Below are 13,613 nucleotides of genomic sequence, written 5' to 3' on the forward strand. Positions count from 1 at the left end.
CTAGGCGCCTGTGGCGAATGGTCTTTCCCCGCAGGAAGACTGCGGCACCGCCCCGCGTTGATGGTATAGCAGGGGCGAATCCTTGCCTCGGGTCGCCATGTTCGCCGTCATCCTGTTTCCGCTCGCCACGCTGCTGCCACTCGCCCTGATCGCCGCCGGTGCCCTCTGGGACGGGCCCTGGGTTGCGGCCGCACTGGCCTGCATGACCCTGCTGACCTACCTGCTGGACCAGCTCGTCGCCGTCACCCTGCCGCCCGCCGCGGACGAGGGGCAGGAGTTCCCGGCCGCCGACGGACTTTGCGTGGTGCTGGCGCTGGGCCATTTCGTGACGCTGGCGCTGGTGGTGAGAGAGCTTGGCGTCAGCGACCTCGGGCTGTGGGCCAAGGTCGGCCTGACGCTGGCGGCGGGTCTGTGGCTGGGACAGGTCGGCAACGCCACGGCGCACGAGCTCATTCACCGCGGCCCCCGCCCGCTGCACCGGCTGGGCAAGTGGATGTACATCTCGCTGCTCTACGGCCACCACACCTCGGCCCATGTCCTCATCCACCACCGGCTGGTCGCCACGCCGGACGATCCCGCCACGGCGCCGCAGGGTCAGGGCTTCTGGGCCTACGCCCCCCGCGCCTGGATCGGCGCCTTTCGCCTCGGTTACGCGGCGGAGTCCGCGCGCCTCGACCGCGTCGGCCGTGCCCACTGGCACAATCCCTACCTCGCCTATGTCGCCGGTGGCCTTCTGATGCCGGTGCTGGCGGTCCTGCTGGGCGGCTGGCCGGGGCTCGTCGGCTACCTCTGCCTCGTGACCCACGCGCAGGTGCAGCTGCTGCTGTCGGACTACGTCCAGCACTACGGCCTGACCCGCCGCACAGGCCCGGGCGGCAAGCCCGAACCCGTGGGCCCGCGCCACAGCTGGAACGCGCCCCAGTGGTTCACCGGGGCGATGATGCTGAACGCCCCGCGCCACGCCGACCACCATGCCCACCCCGCCCGCGCCTTCCCCACCCTGCGGCTGGAGGACGACGGCCCGACCCTGCCCCGGTCCCTGCCCGCCATGGCGACGCTGGCGCTGGTCCCACCGCTCTGGCGCCGGGTGATGGACCGGCGCGTGCAACGCTGGCAGGCGACATGATCCGCGCGCTGGCCCTCTGCCTGATCGCCGGACCGGCGCTGGCCGACCCGATGACCGCGCAGGACTTCGACGCCTACGTCACCGGCAAGACCCTGACCTTCGCCATGCCCGACGGCACCCCCTTCGGGGTCGAGGCCTATGGCCCGGACCGCAGCGTCACGTGGTCGTCGACGCCGGGCCTGTGCCAGACCGGCGTCTGGTATGACAAGGCGGGGCTGATCTGCTTTCTTTACCGGAACGACCCGTCAGAGAAATGCTGGACCGTCGACCGCACCGACCGCGGCCTGCGGGCACAGTCGACCGAAGGCACGGTCCTGTTCGAGGCGACGGAGGCGCAGGTGCCGCTGGTCTGCCCGGGGCCGGAGCTTCTGTCCTAGCCCCGCACCCGCCCAGCCCAGCACCCGCCTAACCCCGCACCCGCCCAGCCCCTCACCCGCTAAACCCGCACCCGCCCGTCGGCGAACTCGATCTCGACCGCGCTGGCCCCCTGCAGGTCTGACGTCCGTGTCGCAACAGCGCCATCGGCGCGCACGACCGCGTAACCGCGGCGAAGCGTCTCGCGATAGCCCAGCGTTTCCCGCAGGCGGTCCAGCGCCAGCAGCCGGGCGCGCCGTTGGTCCTGCGCCCGCGTCGCCCGATCGATCAGGCGCTGAACGCGGGCGTCCAGCCGTTCGCGCGGGCGCGTCAGATCGGGCGGCGACAGGCGCAGGCCGGAAAGCCGCTGCCCCGCATCCCCCACGCGCCGCACCAGCGCCGGGTCCAGCCGCGCCCCAAGCGTGTCCAGCCGCCGTCTCTGCTCTGCCACGCCGCGCTGCAAAAGCCCCGGCCGCAGCGCCGCATCCGCCAGTTTCACCCGCTTCGCCGCCGCCGCCTGACGCAGCGCCGCCGGCAACCGCTCGCCCAGATAATCCAGCCGCTGCGCCGGCCCCTGCAACAGCGCCTCCGGCTGCGGCAGCGCGCGCGCCAGGTCGCGCAGCCGCTGCTGGCGCTGCCCCAGTCCCTGCGTCACCGCCCGGCTGATCCGCGCCCCCTGATTGTCGAGCGCGGCGAACAGGTCCATCCGCACCGGCACCGCCATCTCGGCCGCCGCCGTCGGCGTCGGCGCCCGGCGGTCGCTGACGAAATCGATCAGCGTCGTATCGGTCTCGTGCCCCACGGCAGAGATCAGGGGAATCCGGCTCTCGAAGGCGGCGCGCGCCACGATTTCCTCGTTGAAGCCCCACAGATCCTCCAGCGACCCGCCGCCCCGCGCCACGATCAGCAGATCGGGCCGCGGCAGCGCGCCGCCGGGCGTCAGCCGGTTGAACCCGCGAATCGCCGCCGCGACCTCGGCCGCGCAGTTCGCCCCCTGCACCGCCACGGGCCAGACCAGCACCTTGCGCGGGAACCGATCGCGCAGCCGGTGCAGGATGTCGCGGATCACCGCCCCGGTGGGCGAGGTCACGACGCCGATGATTTCGGGCAGGAAGGGCAGCGGCTGCTTGTGGGCGGGGTCGAACAGCCCTTCGCCCTGCAGCTTGGCCTTGCGCTTTTCCAGCATCGCCATCAGGGCGCCCGCCCCGGCGGGGGCGATGTCCTCGATCACGATCTGGTATTTCGACTGGCCCGGAAAGGTCGTCAGCCGCCCCGTGGCGATGACCTCCATCCCCTCCTCCGGCAGCTGCGGCAGCGCGTCGGCCCGGCCCTTCCAGATGATCCCCGACAGCACCGCCCGGTCGTCCTTGAGGTCGAGGTAAAGGTGCCCCGACCGTGGCCGCGTCACGCGCCCCACCTCGCCCCGGATGCGGACATGGCCGAACTCGCCCTCGATCGCCTTCTTCACCGCGCCCGCGATCTCGCTCACCGTGAATTCCGGCGCGTTGCTGGCGGGGGTCGCGTGTTCGAAAAGGTCCATCGGGCTGCCCTTGTGGAGTGTCAGCGCTGACCTTAGAACGCAACCCAACCAAGGCCAAGCGGAGAGACCCCCGATGAACATCCTGATCCTCGGCAGCGGCGGCCGCGAACACAGCCTGGCCTGGGCGATCAAGCAGAACCCCAAGTGCGACCGCCTGATCGTCGCGCCCGGCAACGCCGGCATCGCGGATCTGGCCGAATGCGCCGAGATCGACATCCTCGACGGCGCCGCGGTGGTGGATTTCGCCGCCCAGAACGCCATCGACTTCGTCGTGATCGGGCCAGAGGCGCCCTTGGCCGCCGGCGTGGCCGACGCCTGCCGTGCGGCGAACCTCGCGGTCTTCGGCCCTTCGGCGGCGGCGGCCCGGCTCGAATCCTCGAAATCCTTCACCAAGGCGATCTGCGACGCCTGCGACGCCCCCACCGCCGCCTATGCCCACTTCACCGATGCGGACGCGGCCCGCGCCCATGTCCGTGCGAACGGCGCGCCGATCGTGATCAAGGCCGACGGCCTCGCCGCCGGCAAGGGCGTCACCGTCGCGATGACCGAGGCCGAGGCGCTGGCTGCCATCGACGACATGATGGGCGGCCAGTTCGGCGCCGCCGGTGCCGAGGTGGTGATCGAGGACTTCATGGAGGGCGAGGAGGCCTCCTTCTTCGTGCTCTGCGACGGGCAGACCGTGCTGCCGATCGGCACGGCGCAGGATCACAAGCGCGTGGGCGAGGGCGACACCGGTCCCAACACCGGCGGCATGGGCGCCTATACCCCGGCGCCCGTGATGACGGAAACGGTGACGCGGGCCGCCCTCGACCGCATCGTGACGCCGGTGGTGAACGCCATGGCCGCCCGCGGCACGCCCTTCACCGGGGTCCTGTTCGTCGGCCTGATGATCAAGGACGGCGCGCCGCGGCTGGTGGAATTCAACGTCCGCTTCGGCGATCCCGAATGCCAGGGGCTGATGATGCGCCTCGGCGGTCAGGTGCTCGACCTGCTTCATGCCTGCGCCGAGGGGCGTCTGGCGGACCAGCGCGTCCACTGGGCCGACGACCACGCCCTGACCGTGGTGATGGCGGCGCGCGGTTATCCCGGCACCTACGTCAAGGGGACACGGATTCGCGGCTTGCCCGCCCTGCCGGAGGACAGCTTCAACATGGCCTTCCACGCCGGCACGGCAGAAGATGCCGACGGGCATATCGTCGCCACCGGTGGCCGTGTCCTTGGCCTGACCGGCCGCGGCGCCACGCTGGCAGAGGCGCACGCCCGCGCCTATGCCATGGTCGATGCCCTGGACTGGCCAGAGGGCTTCTGCCGCCGCGACATCGGCTGGCGCGCGCTGACCTGACCCGGGGCGCCGATTTTTCTAGAAAAATCGGAGAGGTCCCAGCCGCTGCCCTCCGTCACCGGGCGTCGATTTTTCTGGAAAAATCGCTTCTGCGCAAAAAGAAAGGCCGCACCCTCCCAAGTGCGGCCTCTCCTCCTCCCTGGCGGGTCGGGCTTACGCCGCGCGACCTACCAGAACCGAACCGATCTCCTCCGCGGCGGCCTTCTCGTCGTTGCCGGCCACGGCGGCGATCTCGCGGGTCAGGCGCTCCAGGGCGGCCTCGTACAACTGACGCTCCGAGTAGCTCTGCTCGCGCTGATCATCCGCACGATGCAGATCGCGGACGACTTCCGCAATAGCAATCAGATCGCCCGAGTTGATCTTTTGCTCATATTCTTGCGCACGGCGCGACCACATCGCCTTCTTGACCTTGGCCTTGCCGCGCAGGGTCTTCATCGCGTGGCTGACGACATCGGGAGTCGACAGGGCGCGCATGCCCACCTCGCTCGCCTTGTGGGTCGGCACGCGCAGGGTCATCTTGTCCTTTTCGAAGGCGATCACGAACAGCTCCAGCTCGAAACCGGCCACTTCCTGGGTCTCGACGGACACGATCTTGCCCACGCCGTGCGCCGGATAGACGACGAAATCGTTGGGCTGGAAATCTTTCTTCTTCGACTTGCTCATGGTATTCCTTTCTGTGACCCGGACGACAAAACACCCCGGCGGTGACATCTGTCATCGTCAGGGTGGCGGACGCAGGAAACGGGGTCATGTGATTTGCGGCATTGCCCGGATCATACCACAAAAATCGACCCCGCGAAAGCGTGACGATTCCATCCGGAAAATGCAGCTATGTCAGACGGTTGGCAACCGAAACGTCGCGAATCAGCCGCCCTCGCCGGGCGCCTCGCTGAACAGGTCCATCTTGCCGGTCTTGCCGTCCATCTCCTCGGCGTTCGGCAAGGGGTCCTTTTTCGTGATGATGACCGGCCACTTCTCGGAATACTTGCGGTTGAACTCGACCCACTTCTCCATGTCTGGCTCCGTGTCCGGGCGGATCGCGTCGGCGGGGCATTCGGGTTCGCAGACGCCGCAGTCGATGCACTCGTCGGGATGGATCACCAGCATGTTCTCGCCCTCGTAGAAGCAGTCCACGGGACAGACTTCGACGCAGTCGGTATATTTGCAGGCGATGCAGTTGTCGTTGACGATATAGGTCATGGGCGATCTTCCGAGGTGAATTGAAGTCTTGCTAGGACAGGCGGCGGGATCATTCAAGCGCGAATGGATCGTCCCGGCCCCGGGCTGCATTCATGTCGCGGCGATCCTTGCCGGTGGGACGCCCGCCGCCGTCAAAGCGCGGATTGGCGGGCTCCTGTACCACGGGTGGCGACAGGTCCTCGTAAAGCCCCTGCGCCTCTGTCGCGGGACCGCGGCGGTTGCCGCAGTCCAGGATGCGCACGACCCGGACGCGCCGGTCCTGCGCAAAGGTCAGGACATTGCCCGCCCCCACGGCCCGGGCGGGCTTGGACACGGGCACGCCGTCGACCCGCACCTTGCCGCCGCTCACGATCTCGGCCGCCAGACTGCGCGATTTGAAGAACCGCGCCTGCCACAGCCACTTGTCCAGCCGGATCGTCTGCCGCGCCTCGCTCAACTCGGCTTGAAGCCCTGAAGCGCCGCGGCAAAGGGGTTGTCGGGATCGATCTTCTTCTCGGCCCGGGCGGGCTTGGCCGCAAAGCTCTGCGGCCGGTCGTCGGATTTCGGTCCGCGCTTGCCCTGCGGCTTGCCGCCGGGCTTGCCATCGGACTTTCCGCGCCGCGGCTGGCCACCCTCGGCCCGGCGCGGGGCGTCGTCACGGCGGCCCCCCTGCGGACGCCCCCCCTGACGGACCGGCCGCCGGCCCCATGTGAAGGTATAGAAGGTCTCCATCTCCGGCGCCGCAGCCTCGGTGTCCGGGGCCTCCGGCGTCGCGCCCCCGGCGGAGGCATCCCCCTCCTCGACGATCCCGGTCGTGGAATCGCCGATCGCGTCCAGCTGGGCGGGTGCGGTCGGCGGCATCGGGGGCACGTCAGAGGGCGTCCCGCCCGGCACGGTCTTCGGCTCGTCCGGCATCGGGTCTGGCAGGTCGGGGCCCGGCGCATCGCCCGGCCCCGTCGGCACGCCCTCGCCCGGCATGTCGCCGGGGGCATCCGCCGGGCGGTCGGGGATCGGCGGCCGCGCCGCCTTGACCTTGGGCCGCTCGCCCTTCTCTGCCGCATAGCCCAGCCCGCCCATCAGGTCGGCGAACTGGTCCAGCGTGGTGCCGGTGATCGACAGCATGTCGGGCACCGCTTCGAATCCGGTCTTGCTGTTCTGGTCGCGCAGCATGTCAGCCAGCCTTTCAAGCATGTCGATGCGGATCGCCCGCGCCCCGGCTGCGCGGTAGCCCGCCATTGCGTAATACCCCGGTGCGGCATCGCCAGCCGCAGGCACCGTCACCAGACCGGGCGGCGGGCTTTCGGGAAACTCCTGCAGACCCTGCGACAGGGCCCACAGGACCAGACGCAGACGGGTGGGTGCGGGTTTCAGCAGAAGCGGCAGAAAGATCGTGAACTGGCCAAACCTTATACCATGTTTACGCAGGGCGCCGCGCGCCTCCTGATCCAGCGCCTTGACCTCGTCCGCGACCTCGCCGCGCGGGATGATCCCGAAGTGCTCGGACATCCGATAGGCAAAGCCCTTGGCCCCGCCGGTCAGCGTCTCGTCGTTCTTCAGCGCCAGCAGCGGTTCCATCGCGGTCGCGATCTTGCGGTCGATGAAATGCTGCAACCGGCGCTGCACCTTGGCGGCCACGTCGGGGCCGGCCTCGTCGTCGACGAAGGCCACGACCTTCGGCTTCAGCGGATCGTCGCCCGCCACCAGCTTGCCGACCGCATCGGACCCCCACATCAGGCCGCCCTGCTCGGTAAAGTCCATCTCGGTGTCCGGCGCGTTGTAGAACCGGTCCGCCCGCAGGTGGAAATGCGGCACCAGCGCCTGCGCGCTCGCCTGCCGCAGGGTCTTGGCCTCGTCCGGGCTGCCCGCCTTGTCCATGCGGAAGCGGAAACCTTCAAGACGGCCGATGAATTCGCCCTCGACCGTCACTTCGCCCTTGTCGTTCACGTCAGCCAAGAGGCTCTCCTTCTGTTTGAGCCGGCGGAGCAATACGGATGTGCGCCGGTCCACGAATCTTTGCGCCAATGCGCCGTGCAGCGCATCCGATAGGCGGTCTTCTACAGCGCGGGTCTGGTCGCGCCAATGGTTTTCGTCCCGCAGCCAGCCCCTGCGCTGCGCCACGTAGGTCCATGTGCGGATATACGCCAACCGTTTGCTCAGCGTGTCGATGTCGCCGTCGTCCCGGTCGATCCGCGCGACCTGCAGGGCGAACCAGTTCTCGTCGATATGGCCGATCTGGTGCAGGTCGGTGAATATACGCATGAGAAGCCCCGCGTGTTCCCCCTTCGATATCCCGCGAAAGTCCGGCACCCGGCAGACATCCCACAACAACCGCACCGACGGCCCGTCGCTGGCCCGGGCCGCCACGATCTCGTCCTGACCCAGCGCGCGCAGGGCGGCAAGGTCGTCGCTTTCGCGCACCCGGGTCAGCCAGTCGTTGTCGGTCCGCGCTTCCAGCGTCTGCAACAGGCGCTTGATCGATCCGAACTGCAGATCCGAATTGCGCCACTGCAGCTTCTTCACCGGTACGAACTGGTGGCTGACGATCTGGTTCACGACGCCCTCGTCCAGCTCCTCCGCCTCGCCGGTGACGCCGAAGGTGCCCGCCGCCAGATGCCGCCCGGCTCGCCCCGCGATCTGCGCCAGCTCGTCGGGTCGCAGCTCGCGCATCCGGTGGCCGTCGAACTTCGTCGTAGCCGAAAAGGCGACATGCTTGATATCGAGGTTCAGGCCCATCCCGATGGCATCCGTGGCGACGAGGTAGTCGACATCGCCGTTCTGATACATCTCCACCTGCGCATTGCGCGTGCGCGGGCTCAGCGCGCCCATGACGACGGCGGCCCCGCCCTTCTGGCGGCGGATCAGCTCTGCGATGGCGTAGCAGTTCTCGACCGAAAAGCCGACGATGGCCGACCGTGCGGGCATCCGGCTCAGCTTCTTCGATCCGGCGTAGGACAGTTCCGAAAACCGGTCGCGGCGCTGGATCGTGACCTGCGGGATCATCGCCACGATCGCCTGCCGCATGGTGTCGGACCCCATGAAAAGCGTCTCGTGCAACCCGCGTGCATGCAGAAGCCGGTCGGTAAAGACGTGGCCCCGCTCCGGGTCGGCACACAGCTGGATCTCGTCGACGGCCAGGAAATCGCAGCCCAGCCCCTCCGGCATCGCCTCGACCGTGCAGACCCAGTAGGCGGTGCGCGGCGGCACGATCCGCTCCTCGCCCGTGACCAGCGCCACGACGCCGGGCCCGCGGGCCTTCACGATCCGGTCATAGACCTCGCGCGCCAGCAACCGCAGCGGCAGGCCGATGACCCCCGTGCGGTGCCCCAGCATCCGCTCGATCGCATAATGCGTCTTGCCGGTGTTCGTCGGCCCCAGAACGGCCGTAACGCGAGAGGGCTGCATGTTCGTCCCCGCAGGGTCGGTCGCGACGCGTCAGAGCGCCAGACCGTCCAGTTTGACTGACAGGCGGTCCATGGCGTCGACGACACCTTCCGCATGGGGCGCAATCTTCAGGATTCGCCCGTAGACCTCAAGGGCCTCTTCGGGGCGGTCCAGTTCCTGGAGGATCACCGCCAGCCCGCTCATCGCGCCGAAATGGCGGGGGTTGAGAGACAGGGCCGTGCGGATGTCGGCCAGCGCCGGCCCGACCTGACCGTCGGTGTAAAAGGCCGTCGCCCTCTCGTTGTAGCCTTCGGCAAATTCCGGCGCGTGGTCGATCAGCGCGCTCAGATGCTGGATCGCAAGGCCCGTGTCGCCCGCCTCCATCGCGTCGGCGCCGCGCCGCAGCAGCAGGTCCATCGCGGCGGATCCGCTGCGCGACCACTGCGCCGCGATCTGGCCCTGAATCTGCGGCGTCTCCTCCGGCCCGGCCTCGGCCAGCCGGTCGAACAGGGCATCCAGCTCCGCCGTCTGCGCCCGCGCGCCGCCGCCGCAGGCCAGCGCCAGCACAAATGCCGCCACGAAAGGATTGATGACTGATCTTCGCTTGGTCATACCGGCAATGTAGCGTAACCCGCGTCCGATACCAGTGGCGCGCCCTCACAACCTCGACAAAGGATACACCCCCATGAGCGATGTCATCACACAGGCCGTCATGAAACTGAACGAGAAGATGGACGGCGGTTTCGACGGCACCGCCAAGTTCGTGGTCGAGGACGAGGGCACCATCATGATCGACCGGAACGGCGCCCGCGCCGGCGACGAAGAGGCCGAGGTCACCCTCACCGCATCCCGCGACACCTTCGAGGGCATCCTGAACGGCGACGAGAACCCCACCGCCGCCTTCATGACCGGCAAGCTGACGATCGACGGCGATATGGGCAAGGCGATGCAACTGGCGGGCGTGCTGGCCTGATGCGCTACGCCCCCCTGCATGCGGATGTCGCCTGCGGCCCCGATGCGGGGGCGGCGCACTGGATCAAGACCACCGACCATGCCCAGATCCGCGTCGGTCACTGGGTGACCGGCGCGGACCGCGGCACCGTCCTGCTGTTCCCCGGCCGGACCGAGTACATCGAGAAATACGGCCGCGCCGCCGGCGACCTGCGCGCCCGCGGCTTCGCCACGATCACCGTGGACTGGCGCGGCCAGGGTCTGGCCGACCGCGCCACGCCAAACCGCGCCACGGGCCATGTCGCGGCCTTCGGCGACTTCCAGAAGGACGTGGCCGCGATGCTGACCCACGCCCGGGACCTCGGCCTGCCGAAACCCTTCTACCTCATCGCCCATTCCATGGGCGGCGCCATCGGTCTGCGCGCCCTGATCGAGGGTCTGCCGGTGCGCGCCGCCGTCTTCTCGGCGCCGATGTGGGGCATCCAGATGGCCGCCGCCCTGCGCCCCTTCGCCTGGGGCATCTCCTCCGTCGCCCGCCGCCTCGGGCTCGACACCCGCATGGCCCCGGGGCAAGAGGCGGAAAACTACCTCACCCGCATCGCGGTCGAGGAAAACACCCTGACCTCCGATCCCGAGATGTTCGACTACATGCGCCGTCAGATCACCGCCTACCCCGACCTCGGCCTCGGCGGACCCTCCCTGCGCTGGCTGAACGAATCGCTGGTCGAGATGCGGCGCATGGCGCGCCTCGCCTCGCCCCGCACCCCTGCCACCACCTTCCTCGGCACCGCCGAATCCATCGTCGATCCCGGCCGCATCCACGACCGCATGGCGCGCTGGCCTTCCGGCACGCTGGAACGGGTCGACGGCGGCAAGCACGAGACGATGATGGAAACCCCCGACATCCGCACCCGCTTCTTCGACACCGCCGCCAGCCTCTTCGACGCGCACCGCTAGGGCGCCGGCCCCGGTCCTCGCTTTTTTCCAAATACTCCCGCCGGAGGCACCTTGCCGCGTGCGGCAAGGTCGGCCCGAATTTTCCAGAAAATTCGGAGTGCCCGGTTGCACCGGTCCGCACTGGCGGAACCGGGCCGCGGCGCTATCTGGCGATCATGGCTGACGTCCTCACCTTCACCGAAAGCGGCATCTACTGCCCGGCTGGCGATTTCTACATCGACCCGTGGCGTCCCGTGGACCGCGCGCTCATCACGCACGGCCACGCGGACCATTCGCGCTGGGGCATGAATCGCTACCTTGCGACCGACGCCGCGGCCCCCGTCATACGCCACCGGCTGGGAGAGATCGACCTCGCGACGATCCCCTACGGCGAGGCGCGTCGCATCAACGGTGCCACGGTGTCCTTCCACCCCGCCGGCCACGTCCCCGGCTCCGCCCAGATCCGGGTGGAGGTGGGCGGAGAGGTCTGGGTCGCCTCCGGCGACTACAAGACCGTGGCCGACGGGTTGTCGGAACCCTTCGAGCCGGTCAGATGCCACGCCTTCATCACCGAATGCACCTTCGGCCTGCCGGTGTTCAAGTGGCTGGAAGAGGATGTGCTGACCGCCCAGATCAACGCCTGGTGGGCAGCCAACGCCGCCGCGGGGCGCACCTCGATCATCGGGGCCTATGCGCTCGGCAAGGCGCAGCGCCTGCTGACCTGTGTGGACCCGTCCATCGGCCCGATCCTGACCCACGGCGCGGTCGAGAACACCAACGCCGTCCTGCGCGCGCAGGGCATTGCCCTGCCCGACACGATCCGCGTCACGCCCGAGATGAAGGCCGCCGACCATCCCGGCGCCCTCGTCGTGGCCACGCCTTCAGCCCTCGGCACGTCTTGGGCGCGGCGCTTCGGCCCCGCCTCCACCGCCTTCGCTTCGGGCTGGATGGCGCTGCGGGGCGTGCGGCGCAGGCGCGCCGCCGACCGGGGCTTCGTCGTCAGCGACCATGCCGACTGGGACGGGCTGAACACCGCGATCAAGGAGACCGGGGCCACGAAGATCTTCGCCACCCACGGCTATACCTCCGCCTTCCAGCGCTGGCTGGCCGAGGAAGGCTACGACGCCCATATCGTCAGCACCGAATACACGGGCGAGGACATGACCGAGGAGGGCGCGTCAGCAACCGACGAGGACGCCGCATGAAGGACTTTGCTGCCCTTTACGCCCGGATCGACGAATCGACCAAGACGACCGTGAAGGTCGCGGCCCTCGCCGACTACTTCCGCACCGCCCCCGACGACGACAAGCTCTGGACCGTGGCGCTGTTCTCGGGCCGCCGGCCCAAGCGCACGATCACCGCCACCCGCCTGCGCGAATGGGCGGCCGAACGCAGCGACATCCCGCTCTGGCTCTTCGAGGAGTCCTACCACATCGTCGGCGACCTCGCCGAGACCATCAGCCTCGTCCTGCCCGATGCCACGGCGACCTCCGACCGCTCCCTCACCTTCTGGATCGGCGAGATCAAGCGCCTCTCCGCCGCCGACGACACGACCCGCAAGGCCGGCATCCTCTCTGCCTGGGACGCGCTGCCGGGGCCGCAACGCTACCTTTTCACCAAGCTGCTGACCGGCAGCTTCCGGGTCGGCGTCAGCCGCAAGCTGATGACGCGGGCGCTGTCTCAGGCGACCGACGGGGACGAGGCCAACCTGACCCACCGCCTGATGGGCGACTGGACGCCCGAGACGACGACCTGGGAACGGCTGATCGAGACGACCGACCCCAGCACGGACCTGTCGCGCCCCTACCCCTTCTACCTCGCCTACGGGCTGGAGGATCTGGACGCCCTCGGCCCCGCGACCGACTGGTCTGCGGAATGGAAATGGGACGGCATCCGCGGCCAGTTCATCCTGCGCGAGGGCGAGCATCACCTCTGGTCCCGGGGCGAGGACCTGATGACCGACCGCTTCCCGGAACTGGCGCAACTGCGCGACTTCCTGCCCGACGGCACCGTGATCGACGGCGAGGTGCTGGCCTTCCGCGACGAGGCGCCCCTGTCCTTCAACGCCCTGCAATCGCGCATCGGCCGCAAGACCGTGCCGAAGAAGCTGCTGACCGAGGCCCCCGTGATCCTGATGGCCTACGACCTGCTGGAAGACGCAGGCGCGGACATCCGCGCCCTGCCCTATGCCGACCGCCGCGCGCGTCTGGCGCAGATCGTCGCCAAGGCCCCAGCCACCGCCCCCCTGCGCCTGTCCCCCACCGTCGCGGCCACCGGTTGGGACCAGCTCGCCGCGGCAAGAGAGTCCTCCCGCGACCGGCAGGCCGAAGGGCTGATGCTCAAACGTCGCGATTCTCCCTACCTTGCGGGCCGCAGGAAGGGCGACTGGTGGAAATGGAAGGTCGACCCCCTGACCATCGACGCGGTGATGATCTATGCCCAGCAGGGCTCCGGCCGGCGGGCGAACCTCTTCACCGACTATACCTTCGCGGTCTGGGACGGCGATCAGCTCGTGCCCTTCACCAAGGCCTATTCCGGCTTGACGGACGCGGAATTTCGCCAGATCACCGCGTGGGTGCGCAAGAATACCTTGCAAAAGTTCGGCCCCGTACGTCAGGTCACCCCGGAACATGTCTTCGAACTGGGGTTTGAGGGCATACAGGCCAGCCCGCGCCACAAGTCGGGTGTCGCCCTGCGGTTTCCCCGGATGCTGCGCTGGCGGCACGACAAGCCCATGAAGGAGGCGAACACGCTGGCGGATCTCAAGGAGATGCTGGCCGCCTACGGATAACGAAGGAGACCCG

Annotated in this window: 13 protein-coding genes; 7 read left to right on the forward strand and 6 right to left on the reverse strand. The window is 68.8% G+C overall.

All coding sequences use genetic code 11. The annotated features are described in order from the left end of the window. Positions 1-97 precede the first annotated feature (97 nt). Positions 98-1,126 carry an alkane 1-monooxygenase gene (locus BUA54_RS11655; RefSeq protein ID WP_072857431.1) on the forward strand — a complete coding sequence of 343 codons (1,029 nt, stop codon included), beginning with the start codon at positions 98-100 and terminating at the stop codon, positions 1,124-1,126. Then, complete coding sequence (locus BUA54_RS11660; protein ID WP_072857432.1) at positions 1,123-1,503, forward strand: hypothetical protein; 381 nt, start codon at positions 1,123-1,125, stop codon at positions 1,501-1,503. Before BUA54_RS11655 ends, BUA54_RS11660 begins: the two co-directional genes overlap by 4 nt. A 59-nt stretch (positions 1,504-1,562) precedes the next feature. Here the strand turns inward: BUA54_RS11660 and xseA are convergent, their stop codons facing one another. Then, the gene (gene xseA, locus BUA54_RS11665) at positions 1,563-3,020 is read right to left on the reverse strand and encodes an exodeoxyribonuclease VII large subunit (protein ID WP_072857433.1); all 1,458 of its coding nucleotides are present in this window, start codon (positions 3,018-3,020) and stop codon (positions 1,563-1,565) included. Positions 3,021-3,093: 73 nt separating this feature from the next. Here xseA and purD point away from each other — a divergent pair, with 73 nt between their 5' ends. Next, a complete protein-coding gene (gene purD / locus BUA54_RS11670; protein ID WP_072857434.1) occupies positions 3,094-4,362 on the forward strand; it encodes a phosphoribosylamine--glycine ligase in 1,269 nt (422 codons plus the stop codon). 153 nt (positions 4,363-4,515) lie between these two features. Here the strand turns inward: purD and BUA54_RS11675 are convergent, their stop codons facing one another. From BUA54_RS11675 to BUA54_RS11695, 5 genes are all read right to left on the reverse strand, one after another. Next, a complete protein-coding gene (locus tag BUA54_RS11675; protein ID WP_072857435.1) occupies positions 4,516-5,025 on the reverse strand; it encodes a CarD family transcriptional regulator in 510 nt (169 codons plus the stop codon). 201 nt (positions 5,026-5,226) lie between these two features. Next, positions 5,227-5,562: a ferredoxin FdxA gene (gene fdxA / locus BUA54_RS11680; RefSeq protein WP_072857436.1), complete on the reverse strand. Its 336-nt coding sequence runs from the start codon at positions 5,560-5,562 to the stop codon at positions 5,227-5,229. A 49-nt stretch (positions 5,563-5,611) separates the two neighbouring features. Next, positions 5,612-5,998: an RNA-binding S4 domain-containing protein gene (locus BUA54_RS11685; RefSeq protein WP_072857437.1), complete on the reverse strand. Its 387-nt coding sequence runs from the start codon at positions 5,996-5,998 to the stop codon at positions 5,612-5,614. Further along, a complete protein-coding gene (locus tag BUA54_RS11690; protein WP_072857438.1) occupies positions 5,995-8,943 on the reverse strand; it encodes a helicase-related protein in 2,949 nt (982 codons plus the stop codon). The genes BUA54_RS11685 and BUA54_RS11690 overlap by 4 nt, the downstream gene beginning before the upstream one ends. Positions 8,944-8,973: 30 nt before the next feature. Then, the gene (locus BUA54_RS11695) at positions 8,974-9,534 is read right to left on the reverse strand and encodes a tetratricopeptide repeat protein (protein ID WP_072857439.1); all 561 of its coding nucleotides are present in this window, start codon (positions 9,532-9,534) and stop codon (positions 8,974-8,976) included. A 73-nt stretch (positions 9,535-9,607) separates the two neighbouring features. Between BUA54_RS11695 and BUA54_RS11700 the strand changes: the two genes are divergently transcribed. From BUA54_RS11700 to BUA54_RS11715, 4 genes are all read left to right on the forward strand, one after another. After that, a complete protein-coding gene (locus tag BUA54_RS11700) occupies positions 9,608-9,895 on the forward strand; it encodes an SCP2 sterol-binding domain-containing protein (protein WP_072857440.1) in 288 nt (95 codons plus the stop codon). Further along, on the forward strand, positions 9,895-10,830 hold the full coding sequence (locus BUA54_RS11705) for an alpha/beta fold hydrolase (protein WP_072857441.1): 936 nt from the start codon (positions 9,895-9,897) through the stop codon (positions 10,828-10,830). The genes BUA54_RS11700 and BUA54_RS11705 overlap by 1 nt, the downstream gene beginning before the upstream one ends. 155 nt (positions 10,831-10,985) lie before the next feature. Continuing rightward, complete coding sequence (locus tag BUA54_RS11710; protein ID WP_072857442.1) at positions 10,986-12,014, forward strand: ligase-associated DNA damage response exonuclease; 1,029 nt, start codon at positions 10,986-10,988, stop codon at positions 12,012-12,014. Further along, complete coding sequence (locus BUA54_RS11715; RefSeq protein WP_072857443.1) at positions 12,011-13,600, forward strand: ATP-dependent DNA ligase; 1,590 nt, start codon at positions 12,011-12,013, stop codon at positions 13,598-13,600. The genes BUA54_RS11710 and BUA54_RS11715 overlap by 4 nt, the downstream gene beginning before the upstream one ends. Positions 13,601-13,613: the final 13 nt, after the last annotated feature.

Origin of the sequence: Loktanella atrilutea, assembly GCF_900128995.1 — a bacterium.
Lineage (GTDB): Bacteria > Pseudomonadota > Alphaproteobacteria > Rhodobacterales > Rhodobacteraceae > Loktanella > Loktanella atrilutea.

Bases quoted from the DNA above. Each gene is read 5' to 3' on its own strand.
- BUA54_RS11655 (WP_072857431.1), top strand. From the start codon at position 98: ATGTTCGCCGTCATCCTGTTTCCGCTCGCCACGCTGCTGCCACTCGCC.
- BUA54_RS11660 (WP_072857432.1), top strand. From the start codon at position 1,123: ATGATCCGCGCGCTGGCCCTCTGCCTGATCGCCGGACCGGCGCTGGCC.
- xseA (WP_072857433.1), bottom strand. From the start codon at position 3,020: ATGGACCTTTTCGAACACGCGACCCCCGCCAGCAACGCGCCGGAATTC.
- purD (WP_072857434.1), top strand. From the start codon at position 3,094: ATGAACATCCTGATCCTCGGCAGCGGCGGCCGCGAACACAGCCTGGCC.
- BUA54_RS11675 (WP_072857435.1), bottom strand. From the start codon at position 5,025: ATGAGCAAGTCGAAGAAGAAAGATTTCCAGCCCAACGATTTCGTCGTC.
- fdxA (WP_072857436.1), bottom strand. From the start codon at position 5,562: ATGACCTATATCGTCAACGACAACTGCATCGCCTGCAAATATACCGAC.
- BUA54_RS11690 (WP_072857438.1), bottom strand. From the start codon at position 8,943: ATGCAGCCCTCTCGCGTTACGGCCGTTCTGGGGCCGACGAACACCGGC.
- BUA54_RS11695 (WP_072857439.1), bottom strand. From the start codon at position 9,534: ATGACCAAGCGAAGATCAGTCATCAATCCTTTCGTGGCGGCATTTGTG.
- BUA54_RS11700 (WP_072857440.1), top strand. From the start codon at position 9,608: ATGAGCGATGTCATCACACAGGCCGTCATGAAACTGAACGAGAAGATG.
- BUA54_RS11705 (WP_072857441.1), top strand. From the start codon at position 9,895: ATGCGCTACGCCCCCCTGCATGCGGATGTCGCCTGCGGCCCCGATGCG.
- BUA54_RS11710 (WP_072857442.1), top strand. From the start codon at position 10,986: ATGGCTGACGTCCTCACCTTCACCGAAAGCGGCATCTACTGCCCGGCT.
- BUA54_RS11715 (WP_072857443.1), top strand. From the start codon at position 12,011: ATGAAGGACTTTGCTGCCCTTTACGCCCGGATCGACGAATCGACCAAG.